We start from the raw sequence: 15972 nt of genomic DNA, 5'->3' as shown, positions 1-15972 counted from the left end.
AACCTCCTATACTTCTCGTATTTTCTTATTGTCTGTTATTTCAAGGCAAACATCTTTATTTCCGTTATTTTTTAAGATGATAATTTCTATCAAATCATCATCGACATCATCCATTTCTTTTGAAAGTTGCGCCTTCAAACTCTCAACTCCATGCGACAACTGTGGGTCAATATTGGTTGAAATAACACCATTCTTGAGTTCCTCAAAATAATCCAACATAGGAAGTGAAAGTTCACAATCAATTACTTGCTTATTAATCTCTAGCTTCAAAACATTTCTCTTTCTATTTTTATTGAATAAACTGTCCTTTGTCAGCTCCTGCACGACTTTTAATTGTCTTGTAGGAATTGTACCTGTAATAAGCTGAACATTTTGGGCAATTCCACATTCTCTACTTAATGTAATTGGTATTTGTTGTTCAGTATTAGTTGTTCCAATATAAATCATAGCAAGTGCATCACTTATTAAATTAGCATCTGATTTTGATGGAGTTGTCCTACCATTTCTTAACTCAAGATATCTTTTAAACTGCTTTGAAAAGATATCTTCGGAATCATTTGCCATGATCTTTTCATCAGTAATAATATTCAAAAACATATATGTACGACGTAAGAATTCTGTCCATCCTTTTACATATGCATTTTTCTTTTCTGCCTGTTTCAAAATTTCTGACACTTCTTTTCCAAAAACTTCATCAAAATCACGATTAATCAACAAACTTTCGTCTGAACGAAGCCTCCTTAAATTATAATTACATGCCAATGCTTCACGTATAGCCACAATACTCACGGCTTTATGGTTAGCTACTGTACCAATATATCCAAAAAACAAATTACTAGAAAGGTATTTATATTCCTCTTTCTTTACTATTTCTTGACAATTTTCTCCCCCAGTAATCATATAAGCCAATTGCTCTGTCATACTTCTAATTGTCAAGCGTTTTCCGTGTTCTGTTAACCAGACGTAATGCATATTAATAAATTCAAAAACACGTTTTTTATTTTTAATGATTAAATTTCTGTTTTTAATAATGTGACAATATTCTTTCTTTTCACAATTTTTACACTTATTCCAAAGCTTTTCTTGTAGTAATTTATCCAAAAATTCAGTAGCAAAATATGTGTTATCCACTGTCGCAAGATTGATGACACATATTTTATGACCCATTATGTTATTTATATTACCTGTATTTTTATCCATTGCATCAATTAGAGCAATGCGTGCCCTTTCTTTATCTTCATCACTTTCAAAAAGTTCGCCATATGTATTAATCAACGGACCTGTATTGGCTACCATGAATACAAATTTATCTTGGTTAGGTAACTCTACAACCTCTCTTAAGACATCTATTTTTTCTTCATCAGCCAATTCACTAAAGTCCTTTATGCATCTACAAATCTTTCCTGTTGGCAATGTAACATCACTTATTTTTTCAGTTGTGTTGAATATAATTCTTAAATCTTCAAGTACTTGATACATTATACTTGTTTTACCATCACCAGCATGACCAGTAAGAATAATGATATTTGGCTGATTTCCACTCAATTGTTCATAAATAAAGTCGCATAATCCCACTTTAACTACGACATCGTTAAAAAAGGGACTAGCAACATTCTTTTCACCATATGCATTTTGATTCTGCGCATTGTAATTATGCAATGAATTTAAATACAAAATATATTCACTATTCTTCATAGAAATAATCCTCTTTTCCTTGTATTTTATTTAGTCAATTACTTAACAGCTACTTCTAAGTTGATCAATATCTCTCATTTTCCACATCCCTAACTATTCTCCTCTATATACGTTAATACTTCTTTAAGTTTTTCAAAATCTTCATCCTTATTAAAATAGCTTACGCTAAAGCGAACTGTTCCAGCAGGGAAAGTACCTAAAAATTTGTGGGCTAATGGTGAACAGTGTAGCCCTGTTCTAACAGCAATATCGTTTTCACTTAGTATTTGCCCAATACTATCACTACTGTAATTTTCAAACACACAGGAAACTACTCCTACCGTAAGATTTTCTTCAGAACCTTGAATTATCCTAATATTGTTATATTTACTTAATATTTTAACTAATTTTCTATGATTTAACAACTCTTTCCTGTAAATTTCACTAATTTCTACACTTTTTATCCATTTAAGTGATGCATTTAGCCCTGAAATTGCCATAATATTATGACTTGCGATCTCATATCTTTCTGGTATAGTTTCAGGCAGTTCTTGGTTAGCAGAATCTACTCCTGTACCTCCATATAGTAATGGGTTTAGTTTTATATTATTTGAACAAATAAAGCCCGCAATACCAAAAGGTCCATATAAAGTTTTATGACCCGCAAAAACTGCAAAGTCTATTATTTCACTGCTTAAATTAGTATCAATAAGTCCAGCAGTCTGGCACATATCAATAACATTGATGGAATTTAACTCTTTTGACATTTTACAAATATCATTTATAGGTGCTACAACACCACAAACGTTACTTGCATGGCTTATAATAACTAGATTTGGCTTCTTATCCTGAAATTGATACTTGATTTTTTCGAGGTCGTACTTTAGAGTTGTTTTGTTTACTTCTAATGTATGAATGTTAATTTTGTATATTCCCTGTAAATAATGTAGAACTCTTGTGACTGCATTATGCTCAAATGGTGAAATGTAAATATTATAATTATTGTTAATAGGTATTCCTCTTAAGATTAAGTTTAATGCTTCTGTGGCAGTATGTGTAAACACAACTTTTTTATTATTGCAGTGAAATAAATTAAGTATTAGCTCTCTTGTTTCTTCTACAAGTTTATTTGCTGTAGAAGCCAGCTTGTGCTGACCTCTACCAACATTAACCCCATAATTACGGTAAAATTTATCTATAAAAGTATATACTTCTTCTGGTTTAGGAAATGTTGTTGCTGCATTATCAAAGTACACCATACCTTAACCCCCTTAACACATTTTCTCAAGTAATTCCATAAGTACTTGGCGTTTTTCTTCCATTGATATTGATTCACCCATTTCTTCTAATGATGCTGTTATGTCATTAAAAAGTAATGTAGCTCTTTTACTATATTCTACCTTATTAAAAGTTTTAACTTCTTCATTCCCATCTTTATCTACTATAACAAACTTATAAAAATTAGAGCTGTCTACTGTACCTTTTTCATAGTTTCTATTAAATTCCTCAACAGTCTCCTTAAACTTTTTCAAGTTATCCAAGAAAATTACTATTGTATTAAGATTCCAATCATCTATTCGTAGAGAAGTTACAGCTTTACCTAAACGTTCAACAAAAGTCCTCTCATCATTGGTTATTGACTTCATTAACTCCAATATTTTGCTTTCATTATTCGAATACAAATGGTTTATTGCATTACTACTCAGTGACTCATACCAATCTTTAATTGTTGAAGTAAGACTTACATCTTTCAGATTTATGGACCTAAAGATACTCTTTATATCTTTATTTAATACATCAACTAAGTTATCTTTTGCACTATCAAATGCTTGCTTTGTTGCAGTTACATTGTCTAAAATAGTTATATTAAATGCTTCCATACCAAATATAGTAAATATTTTTTCAAATAAAAACTCTCGAGCATTGTTATCCACCTGTTTTAAACTGTTAATGAAATTTTTTCTTTCTTTTGGAATTGCCTTTTTAGAATCTTTATTATTAATCCCACTATAAATATAATTTAGTTCCTTTGAATACTTAGGTAATGACATATACCAACGATTCATTGCAAACACAATATAAGAAAAATTATTATAATTCTTTTCTCTTTCAATAATAAATTCCTCAAAAATTCTTTCTAACTCAAGTATATAAGTTGACTTTTCTTCATTCCAATTTTCAAGGTAAAAAGTATAAATTTCTGGATTTTCATTTATGCTATTCAGTAAATCTGCTGTAATTTTAACTTCTGAATCTCTGTTTTTAATAACAAGATTTGCCTTGAAATGATGCATTGCTACAGCTATGTAAATAGGAATTACACCCTTTTTAAGACCAATACCATGCTCTGGAAGAGTTAAAACGGCATATAAATCTTTAAAATTGCCATTATTTTGTTCAGTAGCATTGGCAAAAAAAGTACATATTGTATCTAACATACTTTGAATATTTCTATCTTCAGGCGTAAGATTAATTCCAGTTCTTCCTTTCTCATTAATAAAAATTCCTGTTTTTACTAATGTGCTGCGCATAATTGATACATCTTGCCCTGTACCCGTTAATCCCAAATTTTCTTTCAATTGATTTTCTAAAAGTCCTGCTATTAACTTTGTACGGCTATTAATAGCAACAGTAGGTAATATATTTTTATTAATAGATTCATTGTTAATTACAGGAGTATGAGGGAATATACTATCGCATATATTAGATAGAAGAGCGGAAATTTGAGCTTTTCGATTTAACTTTTTTTTCTCGCCCATATAAAAATATTGTGAGTTACCAACTTCTGGTCTTGAATATGTTAGTACAAAACTATCTACTACTTCTCCTAAATCCTCAATATACATACCATACTCATCTCTTAGTATCTCATCATCAACAACTAACTCTTTTAATTCTTTAACTGCGGCATATTCATAAGCTATTTTTTCAATATCTCTATATTCATTTGGAACAATAAACATTATCCTATGATGATTGTGATTACCATCTAAAATGGATTTTTTAATGTCACTTATCTCTTCTCTATTTTTAGGTATAATTGCATAAACAATTCCATCACCATCAATATTCTCTATCTTCTTTTTCCAATCATCAACTGCCCAAAATTCTGAGCTTTCAATAAATACAAAGTCAAAATAACGTGTTATTTCTTTTTCATCATTATATCTAGTTGGATACATATAATTATCAAGAACAGCCTTATTTATAATATCTTTAAGATTTAGTGTATTTTTACTTTTTTCAATTTGTTTGTTAACCTCTTCAGAAATATCTATTCCACTACTTTCTTTTAGTTTTAAATAGTTGTTACTACGCTTTAGATACACTATACACTCTTTTTCTATTAATTCTGTTAACGCCTTACTTATTTCTTTTGTACTTATATCACAATCTCGATAAGCATCAACAATAATATCATAAATAGGTGGTAATTTTTCAAATTGCTCAACAATATATATTAATGAAATAGTCTTAATTATTTTAGACTCTAATGAATCCTTATTCACTTTTCTAATAACATTAGAAGTTAGTTTATATAGTTTGTGTATCTCACTTGTATAGGGCTCTTTTCTTAGTAGTGGCTCAAAATAGTCATATATATAATCTGGTGTAAGCACAGGAAAGTCACTATTTTCATTTTTTAAAAATGTAGATAGCGTGAATTTTTGATCCGATGATAAAAAAGTAAAAAGTGTTCTCTCATTTTGTGCTATTCTTTCTGATATTCTTGGTAATATAAAGGTTGATATTGGATGCAATGGATAACATCCTTTTACGGCTATATCAACTGTTTCTGATTCTAGCTTCTCTAACAACCCATTTGCTATAAATCTATCTTTAAGATTATTAAATCTTTCCTTATTTTTCTCACAAAAACCTTCCCAAAATACTTTATCTTTCTTTATAACAGCTGAAATTATTTCATACATCTGTGAAAAATTATTATGTAGATTTATTTGTTTAAATCTTCCTGATACACCTCTCCATCCATCAACTTTTTCTTTCGGAAGATTATTATCAATATAATTTGATATATCTTTATGGCATATTAACATTAAATGCATTTGCTTACTACCACTACGATCGCACTTTTCTGCAAAGTCCTGAAGTAATTTGATATCGCTTATAGTTGCATTAGCAATGCTTGATTCTAAGTACTTACTAAATTCATCGTAAATGATGTATACTCCATCATAACCTTTGCTTTTTAGCTTTCCTGTGACCATTTCATATAGTTCAACAACATCAAATCCTATAAACGGATTAAATTCACTTCCAGAGGTAAGCTTTGGATATAATTTCTCAAATCTCTCATATGCATTAACATCATATTCCTTCAAAGCTAAAATATAATTTTCTATAGGTTCACTCAATTCTTGTACAAACTTATTATAAGTATCAGGATATTTTTCTTTCCATAAATCTATAGTTTTTATTGAAGCTTGAAAATTCGTCTCAGGCATTAAGTCCTCAAGTCCATCTGCCTTAAGAGTTTTTTGTAAGGCACTTAAAAATGATTGAGTAAGACTTGCACTACTTCCACTTACAATTACAGGAAGTAATTTTTTATCACTTTTTAAATAATCCACTGTAAAATCATACAATTTTTGATTGTATATCTTCAATTTATTTAAAAGTTCCTCAAATAATTTTATATTTTTATTAAAGAGCAATGACATTAACACTAATATGATATGTGACTTCCCCCTACCATAGGCTCCTATTAATATTCTAGCTCTATCATTAGAGTTGTCCGCCGTACTAAGCAAAACGTCTTCTAGAATATCAAAGGAAGATGTAGTTGGAATAAAGCTCTTTACTTTCTCGTCATTATATAAGTCATAGGCTATATTGACTGAGGACTGAAATCCCTTTGCCACATCTATTTTTTCTTTAATCATAGTTTTCTCTCCCAGTCTATCTATTTTTTAGTTATTTAACACTCTATAGTACTCATTTATACAATCAATAAAATTCATATCTTTTTCAATTCTCACAACATCAAGTCCTGCAGTACGTATTACTTTTATATAACCCATCAATTCAATTTTATAAAGTAAATTTGTTAAAGTAATAATATCTAAGTTAAATATTTTGCCAACATTGTAAATATCATTCTGTAATGAAGATATCTTTATCTCTTTTGATTCTTTTGCTTGATCAACAATAACAGCCAACAAAATCAAAGGATGTATTGTATCCTTTTTAGGTGTACTCTTTCTATATATTTTCTCTTTTTTATTTACAATATCAATCAGTCCAAGTTCACCAAGAGGACAATCAATATTACTTTCTGGTTGTATCTTTTGAGGATTTGATTTAATTCGTGGAACATAGGTATTAATAACACAATTAAAATCATCTTCTAGAGATCTATCCGATACACTTTCACCATTATTATTTATAAATTTATTTAAATGAGATACAAAATCATCTTTTGTAAACTCTGATAGTCTAAACGCATTAAAGAAATAGTACCAAGCAGTTGCTTCTTCAAGATTGGATGCCAATTGATAATGCAAAAGCCATAACGTCCCCATCTCTTCCATGTATGGATCGTTCTCATATATAAGTCTTCCAAATTCAGTTATATTCTGTGTTTTGCGTCCTACTGATGGTTCTTTCGTTAATTTAACTGCCTGTAACCAATATCGTAAAGCCTTTACCATATTAGCACCTATCCCTAAAATATCCATAGGATTCCCGTTTACGCCCATAAATACTTGTGGATCATCCTGTACATTTTTTAAACCTTTATATAACCAACCTTTTCGTATAAAAAAGGTATCATGTGCTCTAAACTTCATATTATCACTCCCTAATCTTTCGTGTACAAATATTTGTTCATAAGGCAACCACCCTCAAGATACTTTGCTGTAACACACATTTTACATCTTTTACATTTACTTTCATTAATACGGTATGTATCACCAACTATAGAGATAGCTCCAAATTTGCATAATGATTCACATTTTAAGCATCTTCTGCAAGCATTGAATTTTCTTATTTGATATCCTATCATACGTTGTAAATGCTCATGTTTTGCTACATTCATAGTTTTTATTTTCACAGCATAATCATACCCATCTTGTGAAAATGGTTGTATTGATATGATTGGTATATTATTTTTTATATCTACAATAATAACTTCATTAATTAATTTACGACCAAGTTCTGGAGCAACTCTACCAAAGGGAATAAAAAGCTGAATAAAACTCTCATCTATTGGTTTATTCATTTTATAAACTTTAGCATTCTCTTCTGCTGTACAATTACTAAATTTAATTTTTGTATCTTCTGCTGCAATTACTCCATTTCCACCTTGCCTTGCCTTCCATTTTCCTGAATCTACATAAACTTCTGCATCAGGCTTCCCTATCTTTTTTGCAAAATCCACTAGAAAATTTCTCCAATTCAAAGATAGCTCTGGCATATAAATCCTTGAAAGGAACTGAGCTCTTTCAGTATTATTTGGACAACACCAACATCCTACACGGTCATATCCCAATCTATACGCATCATTAAAATCTACTTTTTCACCTAATATATAAATCCAGATATCTATATCTTTCCAATAAAATATTGGCGAAGCTACCTTTTGCTTTTGAATCTTAATAGCATCTGCACTATTTTCTATTCTATTGTACTTGCTTCTACTAACTGATTCACATTTTCGTATTCCATAAAAGGTAAGAATATCTCTATCCTTATAAAGGTTATTCAAAACACGAGTTATTGGTCCAGTTTTAAACATCGAACAACACCATCGGAGCATTCGAGCTGGCGGGCCAATATCTTCACATACATTATAAAAATTTTGCTCCTTATTTTTTGCAATCTTGAATATAGCTTTAGGATTATCATTTCTAAATCGTTTAGCGTACTCTATTGTAAGTGGAAATTCCAACGTAGTATCTCCAAATATATGAACTAAACTAGGATCACTTAGTGCTCTTACTGCTAAATCTGCTGTTACAGTAGAATCCTTTCCTCCTGAAAATGATAAAACTATACTTTCATGTGCATATTCTTTCGCAGTAGTTTGAATAAATTCGAAGGCCTCATCTTTTAAATAGTTCAATCTATTTTTATTTGCATCAATAAACTTTTCTATATGTTTATTAAAATACAAATATCCATTCCTTGATTTATTTTCTTCTAACAACATTCTAATTTTATTAGGATCATTCTTTTTGTAAATGCTGCTAGTAATAACTTTAGACTTTCCATCAATATAATATCGATTGTCTGATGCCCAAACTGACTTTTTATAATAATCTAAAGGTTCAGCTGTTATTATTTCCAGAAGTAGTCGTTCTTCAGGAAAAACTGGTCTTAAATCTGAGCTCATGTATGTAGTGTTTCCACCACAAAGAGTGCAACTATTTTTATCTATACTATTTACACTTTTAATTATAGGAACCTTACATTCATCACACCAAAACACTTCATAGGGGATCTCTTGTTCTGTTATTTTTCCACAAAGCTCACATTTTTCATTTTCTGTTTCTCTATTACAATTTTTGCACCACAAATAAAACACCCCCTCTGTACAAATTTTATTACTCTATCTCTACTCTCCAAAATACTACTCTAACTTTAATCCCAAAAGTTATTTAATGATTTAAATATCTATTCGCTTTTATAATATTCAATTAAATCTCCAACACAACAGCCAAACAGATTACATAATTTATTTAGTGTTTCATAGTCGATACGTTGCATTTTATCGTGATAGAGATTAGATATAGTTCCTCTTGATAGTCCTGTCTTTTCGTAAACATCTTGTATATTATAGCGTTTTTCACCCATAAGTGTCGATAATTTACAGCGTATTGCCATTACAGCTCCTCCTTGATAAATATACTTATCTATGCTTATGTTAACACTATTTCTTACCATAGTAAACAGATATAAGTCTATTTTTATAGTATATTATATCATTTTAGCCATATATCAATTTACGACAATTTCCCCAATTTCCCCTCTACTCCCTCTTAGTATATTTTAGTTATTATTTAGATATAATAATTATTTATCTTTCAATATCCCTTATAACTATTAAAATATATAGTTCATGGAGGATACAATTTGTCGCTCACCCTATGACATTGAAATTTTAAGTTATTTAAGGTACTTACTAATGTTCTTATTCTTTGTCCATGACAAACAAAAACAGGGTGACATTTTAGCATTTTTAAATTCAGAGGATTTATCATCGGCTGCTTTTCATCCTCTGACAATAAGTTTTCATTGGTAATTTTAGTTTCTCTCTCATTTAAGCCAACAGTTTCTTTATAGTCTTCAAAGGTAACTGTTTCAACTTCATTAGTGGTATTATTATCATTTATCACAGTTTCCTCTATAGGTTGCTTTGTTTCTTCAACCTCTGGATTATTAACCACTTCTTCTTTATCAGCAGCTTTTTGTGGCTCCATTTGTAGCATATAAAGGTTTGAGCTTTGCCCACCATTATCCCTATATCTATTTTCTTTTAGGATGTAACCTTCTTCTAAAAGAACTTTCATAGTCCTTTGCACGGTCCTCTCAGATACTCCACAATCATTAGCTATGGTTTTAATTGAAGGAAAGCAAGTTCCCTCACCATTAGCCCTGTTAATAAGATAAAACATTACTTGCTTTGCTCTACTTAGTAAATCTGATTTATATACTTTATCTAATAATTCATGCTTTTTCATTAAAAAACAGCCCTTTCATATTTTTAGATTTCAACAATATAATCTTTTAATATTTCTCTAAATATTTTTTTATTTACTTTTGCATCAAATAAACTTGGCGAATACCCTGTGAAAAATACTCTATTATTTTCACTCTCAATTAATTTTTTCAAACCTATCCTACTACCCTCAGGTACAAATGATAATAATGTACAAATATGTATTCCTTCTTTTATATTTAATGTTTCTTTAAGAGGTACCAGCTCATAAGGTTTAGCTGTACTACAAAGAATTCTTACTTCACAAGTCTTAAATATAGATATTGTTGAAGTATTTAATACTCCTAAATCAAAAACGTTAAAATTATATTCATTAGGAAATTGCTTGTCTGTATAATATTCTATTCCTTTATATTTAAAGCTTTTTTCATCATCTTTTTTAAACTCATAATAATCAGCAATGTCTTTTAGATGATTATTATAATTAGCCTCTGTATAACTAATCCTAGCTCCAATACTATTCAAATAATTGGTTAAATTAAAAGCAGTTGTAGTTGTACCAACTTTTCTTGATACTCCTGCAACTGCAACCTTTATATCTTTTTGCTTAAATATATATTGTGAAATCACCTCTGGAATATTACTATCTCTTATAAAAAACTCTTCATATGTCATTCCTTCATCACTAATACATTTTAGGATTTGATCTTTAATTCCTGATATATTAGTAGCCGTTACAATATTATAAATCTTCTCATCAATTAAAGCCTTTATTAAAGGTTCTTCTTTTACCCTTCCTTCAGCAAATACTATAATTCTTGAGTCATACATAACTTTGAAAGCTCTCAAAGCTTCAATAATTTCTTTACTTGTATCCTTTAGTGACTTTAAATCAATTACTATATAACTGTAATGACTTAAATTTCTCATGTCATGGACAACAAACTTATTCAAATAAAACTCTCCTGATAATTTTTTAATAATAAAACCTTTTTCTTTTATAAGAAAATCAAATATTCCTATGTTTTGATTACTTGATATGTACAAAAGCATTATACTCACTCCTTGCCGCAATCTTAAAGTCTGATGGTATTTCAATAGCCTTCTTTTCAGGTTTAAAAGTAAACAGCGTAATAACTCCTACAACAACAATTATGATATAGATAAAAAGTTCTATTAATGATTTCTTTTTCATGTATTTTCTCCTTGTCTTTACTGATTATTTTTCTATTATCCAAAATGGTCCTCCTGCGTCAGCACCTTTATTCGCTTCATTTAATATAATTGATAAATTCCATTCTTTTTCACTCCTATTTCTACTTACTGGGTCTGCAACAAGTATTCTTTTGTCTGCTGTTACTCCTCTAAGAACTATAAAGTGTCCTGCATTTGTGAAGTTTCCTTTTGCCATAATAGCAATTACAAGTTTACCTTTAGCAAGTGCATCAACTATCCTTTGTGGCTCATTTGCTGTGCAACCCTCTACTTTAAGTCCAAAATATTTAGCTCCATTTGGGATTAGAGTATGGTAAGAACCAACACCTTCAGAATAGTATCCATTTTCATAAGCCCATTTGCTCATCTGAACTGGATCAACTTTTTTATCTGTAAGACTCGAAACAGCAATTGAAAGAGCTGTAGGGCCACAACCACTTCTTCCTATAGTTCCAGTTCTTCCATAAGGCTTGTCTTTCCACCTTGCGTCAGCTTGATTATAATAAACTACTTCTGTAGATCCATCTTTAAACGATATACCTGAAAAGTCTAGTCCACTACTTTCTCTATAGCTTCTATCATTTGGATTTATTAACTGTTCATAGCTATACTGACTTACAATGCTTTCAATCTTAGTTAATTCATTTCCTTTAAAATTGTATCTTATAGATTCAAAAGGATTTGTAAGGATATATACTATAAAAGCCAAAATTAAAAGCACCGAAATAATCGGTGCTAGTGAAATAAATATTATTTTGTTTCTAATTTCATCATCTTTTGCAGCTTGGATTGCTATTTTAGCAATGGTGGCTACTGATTTTGGATCAAGTGCCATGGTATCAGCCTCCTTATCTGGTTATTGGGTAAAAAAATAGCACCTGATCAAACTTCAGGTGCTTTGCTGAATGTTAGATTATATGGATAGTGTGAAATTGAAATTATAATAAATTTGTATACCGTTCTGTTAAAATAAATATATTATAAAATTTGATTAACACTTATCTTAATCTGATTTGATTTACTAATTAAAAGTTTAATTCGAAGCAAATTGTGTTATTATATAAAAATGAGTTTAAGTTGAGAATCCAAGAATTCTTATATCTCTTTCTTTAACAAGATCATTTTCATTACAAACCTCTAGACTTATAACGTTCTCACAATAGTTTACTATTGTATCAACAAGAAATCCTAATAATTTGTTTATTTCAAAATTGTTATCCACAATATCATATAAACTTTTACCATTATGTACTATTTCTGTCCTTATCTCTTCCGATATAACTTTTAATTTTTCGCATTTTTTGTGATAATCAGATTTACTTGTAGCAATAAATGCAACTATATTAGTTTTGACTTTCTTAAATTGCATATAATTATCACTTGCTAGCATTTCTAATGTACTCATAAGATAAACAAAACTTGTATTTAGATTATTAAAATAATATGCTTCATTTATTCTTGTAATTGCATTTCGACATTTTGAAAAAACTGGATCATTTCTTTCCTTTCTAAATAGCTTCTTATATACTTCATCGCATTCGATATCGTAACCATCAATTTCTAATCCAATACCTGGCAAACTATAGATACCATATACTTTGCCCAACACCTCTCTAGAATAATTATTTTCCATATTAACTACAATTCCACGCTGATATTTCCCAATAATTCCAGCAATGCCTGGTAACATATCTTTATTTAAAAAATTGCACTTACTCAATCTAATTTGATCAAGTGCCCTATCAACTTTATAACATACCTTTTCTAGGATATAAAAATCATTTATCGGTACATTATTCCTAAATTCTTCTTCTGTGAATGGATACTCCAATATGGCAATTGAGTATTTTTGATAATTTTCTTTATATTCATAATCACAATTGTTTAAAATATTATAAGCTTGCTCAACTATCTCCTCTCCTATATCAGCCACATTAAATGGCAACTCTTCTTCATCATATAAAAATGGAGGTAAAAACCAAATATCTTCTAAATTTACAAACCCTTCAACAAATAGATTCTCTATTGGAATAATAAATTTCATAAAACCCTCCCTCAATAATCTTATCATTTATAACTCCTACCTCTCTAACTGAAATCTATAAGCATTTCTTCATAGGAGACACTTGCTCCCAATAAAGAAATGTACGCTACAAACGGTAAAATTTATTATGCGATGGTATTAATGAAAAAAAGCACAATTATATGATCTAATAACTAACAATATTCTGCACTTTTACGATTTCCTCTCTAATTTTATTAGATAGCAAATTGGAAAAATGAAAAATATCGTATTTATCTTTATTCAAATTCAACAATTTAGTTGCTAGATCAGCAATTTGTATTTCATCCTTTGAAGAATAATAAGAAAACTTCCACCTAGCCTTAGGCCACCTTTGCCGAATTTGTTTGAGATAAGGAATATCTACCTCTCCAAAAGACAAGCCATAGACACTAATAGAATCTACATTGTTACCTATTCTACTATAAAACATATCACACCCTGCCATATTCCGGTTGACATCTTTTCTTAGCCTTTCAATATATCTTAATAAGCAATTGTATTCATTAATCTTATTACTACTTCTTTGTGTGAAATCGTATTCTTCATCAAACTTCTTAATTAACTCCTTGATTTCATTAATTCTATCATAATTACCGTGACCAATGATTAATTCATCATCATCTTTACCTAAACATTCACCATGTACATAATAAATATTGTCATTAGAAATTTTATATAATTGTTGTAATGTATGAGTATAATTAAATTCTAAAAAATAGTCCTCATCATTAAACACTATTCTATTATCTATTTCTTTCATCGAATTTGTAATAATATCATAATTTTCATTCTTATCCAATGTATCTCTAACCCAATGCACAAAGTATTGTTTTAATCTTTCAGCAATTTTATCTTCATCCATTTCAATATCTACTGGATCATTGTATTCTAAACCCAAATCATCTTCATGTGTATCAACAACAAAAAATTCATTTACTTCCCCTAAACTCCTCTCAAAATCTCTCCAAAATATATCTTCAATTACATACTCATAGTCATGCTCAATTGGAGAACCAATTGGTTTCATATACTTAAAGTTATACATCTTACCAACTTCTTCATAAAATTCCGGGTCATTCTTTATAAGATAGCATCCAAAGTAATAATAACTACTTGGTAAACCATGATATAAATCAAAACCATTGCCAATAATATTCAATTTCAATTAAATCACCTCTATTCATAAGTTAGCCAATAAAACTAATTAATGATATGCCCTAACCTCTCTAATTTCCGATGCTGAGAAACTTAGAAATCTCTTTTTCTTAGCTTCGTAGGTGTTCTTGGCTGTCTTTTCAAATCAAGCTGAACAGAAATTTTTTGTTAGCCGATGTTACCTTCTAAAATCATCATTTAAAAAGTTTCTCTAATTCTGTTATTCTATCTGATTTTATAACTAATCCGAGATTGTTTGGAATAGTAGAAACAGCAATAGGTCTTTGTGAAGTTGGAACATCTATTATCCTAATCTCACCTGTAGTTGTATGTTGAGGTCCAGCGTACAATACCCCCATTAATATTACTCTGTTTGCACCCAGATATGTATTTCCTTTTTTATCCCTATAACCACCTTCATTGAAAATAAAGACTGGTGAACCACTTGATCCTGGAAAACATGCTGCGTCAATCATAAATTCCTTTTTTCCATTGTAATCTAAGTTAGGATTAGTAGCAGTAACACCTTTTCGAAATATCGGTTTATTATTGGCGCTATCCCAAATACCATTTGGATATCCTATCATAAGTATTTCTTCGAGTGCAGATATTTGGTCAAGTTGCTCTTGTGTTGGAAGTAATGACATATCAAGTGGAATGAAAAAAAGTTTCTCATTTCTTTTTTCAGCTTCAATTAGAAATGGCGCAATTGGCATCGCACATAAATCAACCTGTGGATCTGGATGCTTTCTCCACCATGACTCGAAGTCATCAAAATATGCATTAAAATGTTCCCTATCATTAGGTTCATTGTTACTTTTAGCTTTAGTAAATAATAGCCTTCCTTTAATTGCTCCATTAATTACATGTTTATTCGTAATTACAACTGGTATGTTGGTACCAGTTTCTTTATTTTCTAATAGTCTAAAAAAGAATCCTGTCCCAGTTCCAGAATTTCCATCAGCATATTGACATTCAATTCTAACCGTTGAATATGTTAATTGTTCAGAAATTGATAAATTCATATTATTATCCTCCATTCTCTTTTAAAATTATATTTCTTAAAATATATCTATTTAGGCATTTTTCAAGATTTAGTCCAACTATTAATCTTACAATATTGGTCATAAAATATTTAAATGATATTAATTTCAACTTCCCATTATATACATAATCCTCCATT

Annotated in this window: 14 protein-coding genes; all 14 read right to left on the bottom strand. The window is 29.7% G+C overall.

Annotated features, from left to right (window positions below; genetic code table 11):
• Nucleotides 1-6: 6 nt before the first annotated feature.
• The gene (locus ACX0KU_RS15960) at nt 7-1695 is read right to left on the bottom strand and encodes a hypothetical protein (RefSeq protein WP_472992572.1); all 1689 of its coding nucleotides are present in this window, start codon (nt 1693-1695) and stop codon (nt 7-9) included.
• An 89-nt stretch (nt 1696-1784) separates the two neighbouring features.
• A complete protein-coding gene (locus ACX0KU_RS15955; RefSeq protein WP_472992570.1) occupies nt 1785-2933 on the bottom strand; it encodes an aminotransferase class V-fold PLP-dependent enzyme in 1149 nt (382 codons plus the stop codon).
• A gap of 12 nt (nt 2934-2945) precedes the next feature.
• A complete protein-coding gene (locus ACX0KU_RS15950; RefSeq protein WP_472992569.1) occupies nt 2946-6578 on the bottom strand; it encodes a DUF6079 family protein in 3633 nt (1210 codons plus the stop codon).
• Between the two features lie 27 nt (nt 6579-6605).
• Nucleotides 6606-7484 carry a DUF4007 family protein gene (locus tag ACX0KU_RS15945; protein WP_472992567.1) on the bottom strand — a complete coding sequence of 293 codons (879 nt, stop codon included), beginning with the start codon at nt 7482-7484 and terminating at the stop codon, nt 6606-6608.
• Nucleotides 7485-7495: 11 nt separating this feature from the next.
• Nucleotides 7496-9211, bottom strand: a complete 1716-nt coding sequence (locus tag ACX0KU_RS15940) for a phosphoadenosine phosphosulfate reductase domain-containing protein (protein WP_472992566.1) — start codon at nt 9209-9211, stop codon at nt 7496-7498.
• 98 nt (nt 9212-9309) lie between these two features.
• A complete protein-coding gene (locus ACX0KU_RS15935) occupies nt 9310-9519 on the bottom strand; it encodes a helix-turn-helix domain-containing protein (RefSeq protein WP_472992565.1) in 210 nt (69 codons plus the stop codon).
• 233 nt (nt 9520-9752) lie between these two features.
• The gene (locus ACX0KU_RS15930) at nt 9753-10376 is read right to left on the bottom strand and encodes a helix-turn-helix domain-containing protein (RefSeq protein ID WP_472992564.1); all 624 of its coding nucleotides are present in this window, start codon (nt 10374-10376) and stop codon (nt 9753-9755) included.
• A gap of 23 nt (nt 10377-10399) precedes the next feature.
• Entirely contained in the window at nt 10400-11407 is a 1008-nt protein-coding gene (locus tag ACX0KU_RS15925; protein ID WP_472992562.1) for a hypothetical protein, read from the bottom strand.
• Nucleotides 11385-11549 (bottom strand): hypothetical protein, encoded by a 165-nt coding sequence (locus tag ACX0KU_RS15920; RefSeq protein WP_472992561.1) that lies wholly within the window; start codon nt 11547-11549, stop codon nt 11385-11387. The genes ACX0KU_RS15925 and ACX0KU_RS15920 overlap by 23 nt, the downstream gene beginning before the upstream one ends.
• A 24-nt stretch (nt 11550-11573) precedes the next feature.
• On the bottom strand, nt 11574-12404 hold the full coding sequence (locus ACX0KU_RS15915) for a C39 family peptidase (protein ID WP_472992560.1): 831 nt from the start codon (nt 12402-12404) through the stop codon (nt 11574-11576).
• 237 nt (nt 12405-12641) lie between these two features.
• Complete coding sequence (locus ACX0KU_RS15910) at nt 12642-13613, bottom strand: hypothetical protein (protein WP_472992559.1); 972 nt, start codon at nt 13611-13613, stop codon at nt 12642-12644.
• Between the two features lie 166 nt (nt 13614-13779).
• The gene (locus ACX0KU_RS15905) at nt 13780-14799 is read right to left on the bottom strand and encodes an AbiH family protein (protein ID WP_472992558.1); all 1020 of its coding nucleotides are present in this window, start codon (nt 14797-14799) and stop codon (nt 13780-13782) included.
• A 184-nt stretch (nt 14800-14983) separates the two neighbouring features.
• Complete coding sequence (locus ACX0KU_RS15900) at nt 14984-15814, bottom strand: S1 family peptidase (RefSeq protein WP_472992556.1); 831 nt, start codon at nt 15812-15814, stop codon at nt 14984-14986.
• Nucleotides 15815-15818: 4 nt separating this feature from the next.
• Nucleotides 15819-15971, bottom strand: coding sequence for a hypothetical protein (locus ACX0KU_RS15895; RefSeq protein ID WP_472992555.1), 153 nt, complete (start codon nt 15969-15971; stop codon nt 15819-15821).
• Nucleotide 15972 lies beyond the last annotated feature (1 nt).

The organism is Clostridium sp. X (assembly GCF_055755365.1).
This window is presented reverse-complemented; position numbering and strand designations above follow the sequence as displayed.

Coding starts and splice junctions, on each gene's coding strand:
- ACX0KU_RS15960 (WP_472992572.1), bottom strand. CDS start 1,695: ATGAAGAATAGTGAATATATTTTGTATTTAAATTCATTGCATAATTAC.
- ACX0KU_RS15955 (WP_472992570.1), bottom strand. CDS start 2,933: ATGGTGTACTTTGATAATGCAGCAACAACATTTCCTAAACCAGAAGAA.
- ACX0KU_RS15950 (WP_472992569.1), bottom strand. CDS start 6,578: ATGATTAAAGAAAAAATAGATGTGGCAAAGGGATTTCAGTCCTCAGTC.
- ACX0KU_RS15945 (WP_472992567.1), bottom strand. CDS start 7,484: ATGAAGTTTAGAGCACATGATACCTTTTTTATACGAAAAGGTTGGTTA.
- ACX0KU_RS15935 (WP_472992565.1), bottom strand. CDS start 9,519: ATGGCAATACGCTGTAAATTATCGACACTTATGGGTGAAAAACGCTAT.
- ACX0KU_RS15930 (WP_472992564.1), bottom strand. CDS start 10,376: ATGAAAAAGCATGAATTATTAGATAAAGTATATAAATCAGATTTACTA.
- ACX0KU_RS15925 (WP_472992562.1), bottom strand. CDS start 11,407: ATGCTTTTGTACATATCAAGTAATCAAAACATAGGAATATTTGATTTT.
- ACX0KU_RS15920 (WP_472992561.1), bottom strand. CDS start 11,549: ATGAAAAAGAAATCATTAATAGAACTTTTTATCTATATCATAATTGTT.
- ACX0KU_RS15915 (WP_472992560.1), bottom strand. CDS start 12,404: ATGGCACTTGATCCAAAATCAGTAGCCACCATTGCTAAAATAGCAATC.
- ACX0KU_RS15910 (WP_472992559.1), bottom strand. CDS start 13,613: ATGAAATTTATTATTCCAATAGAGAATCTATTTGTTGAAGGGTTTGTA.
- ACX0KU_RS15900 (WP_472992556.1), bottom strand. CDS start 15,814: ATGAATTTATCAATTTCTGAACAATTAACATATTCAACGGTTAGAATT.
- ACX0KU_RS15895 (WP_472992555.1), bottom strand. CDS start 15,971: ATGGAGGATTATGTATATAATGGGAAGTTGAAATTAATATCATTTAAA.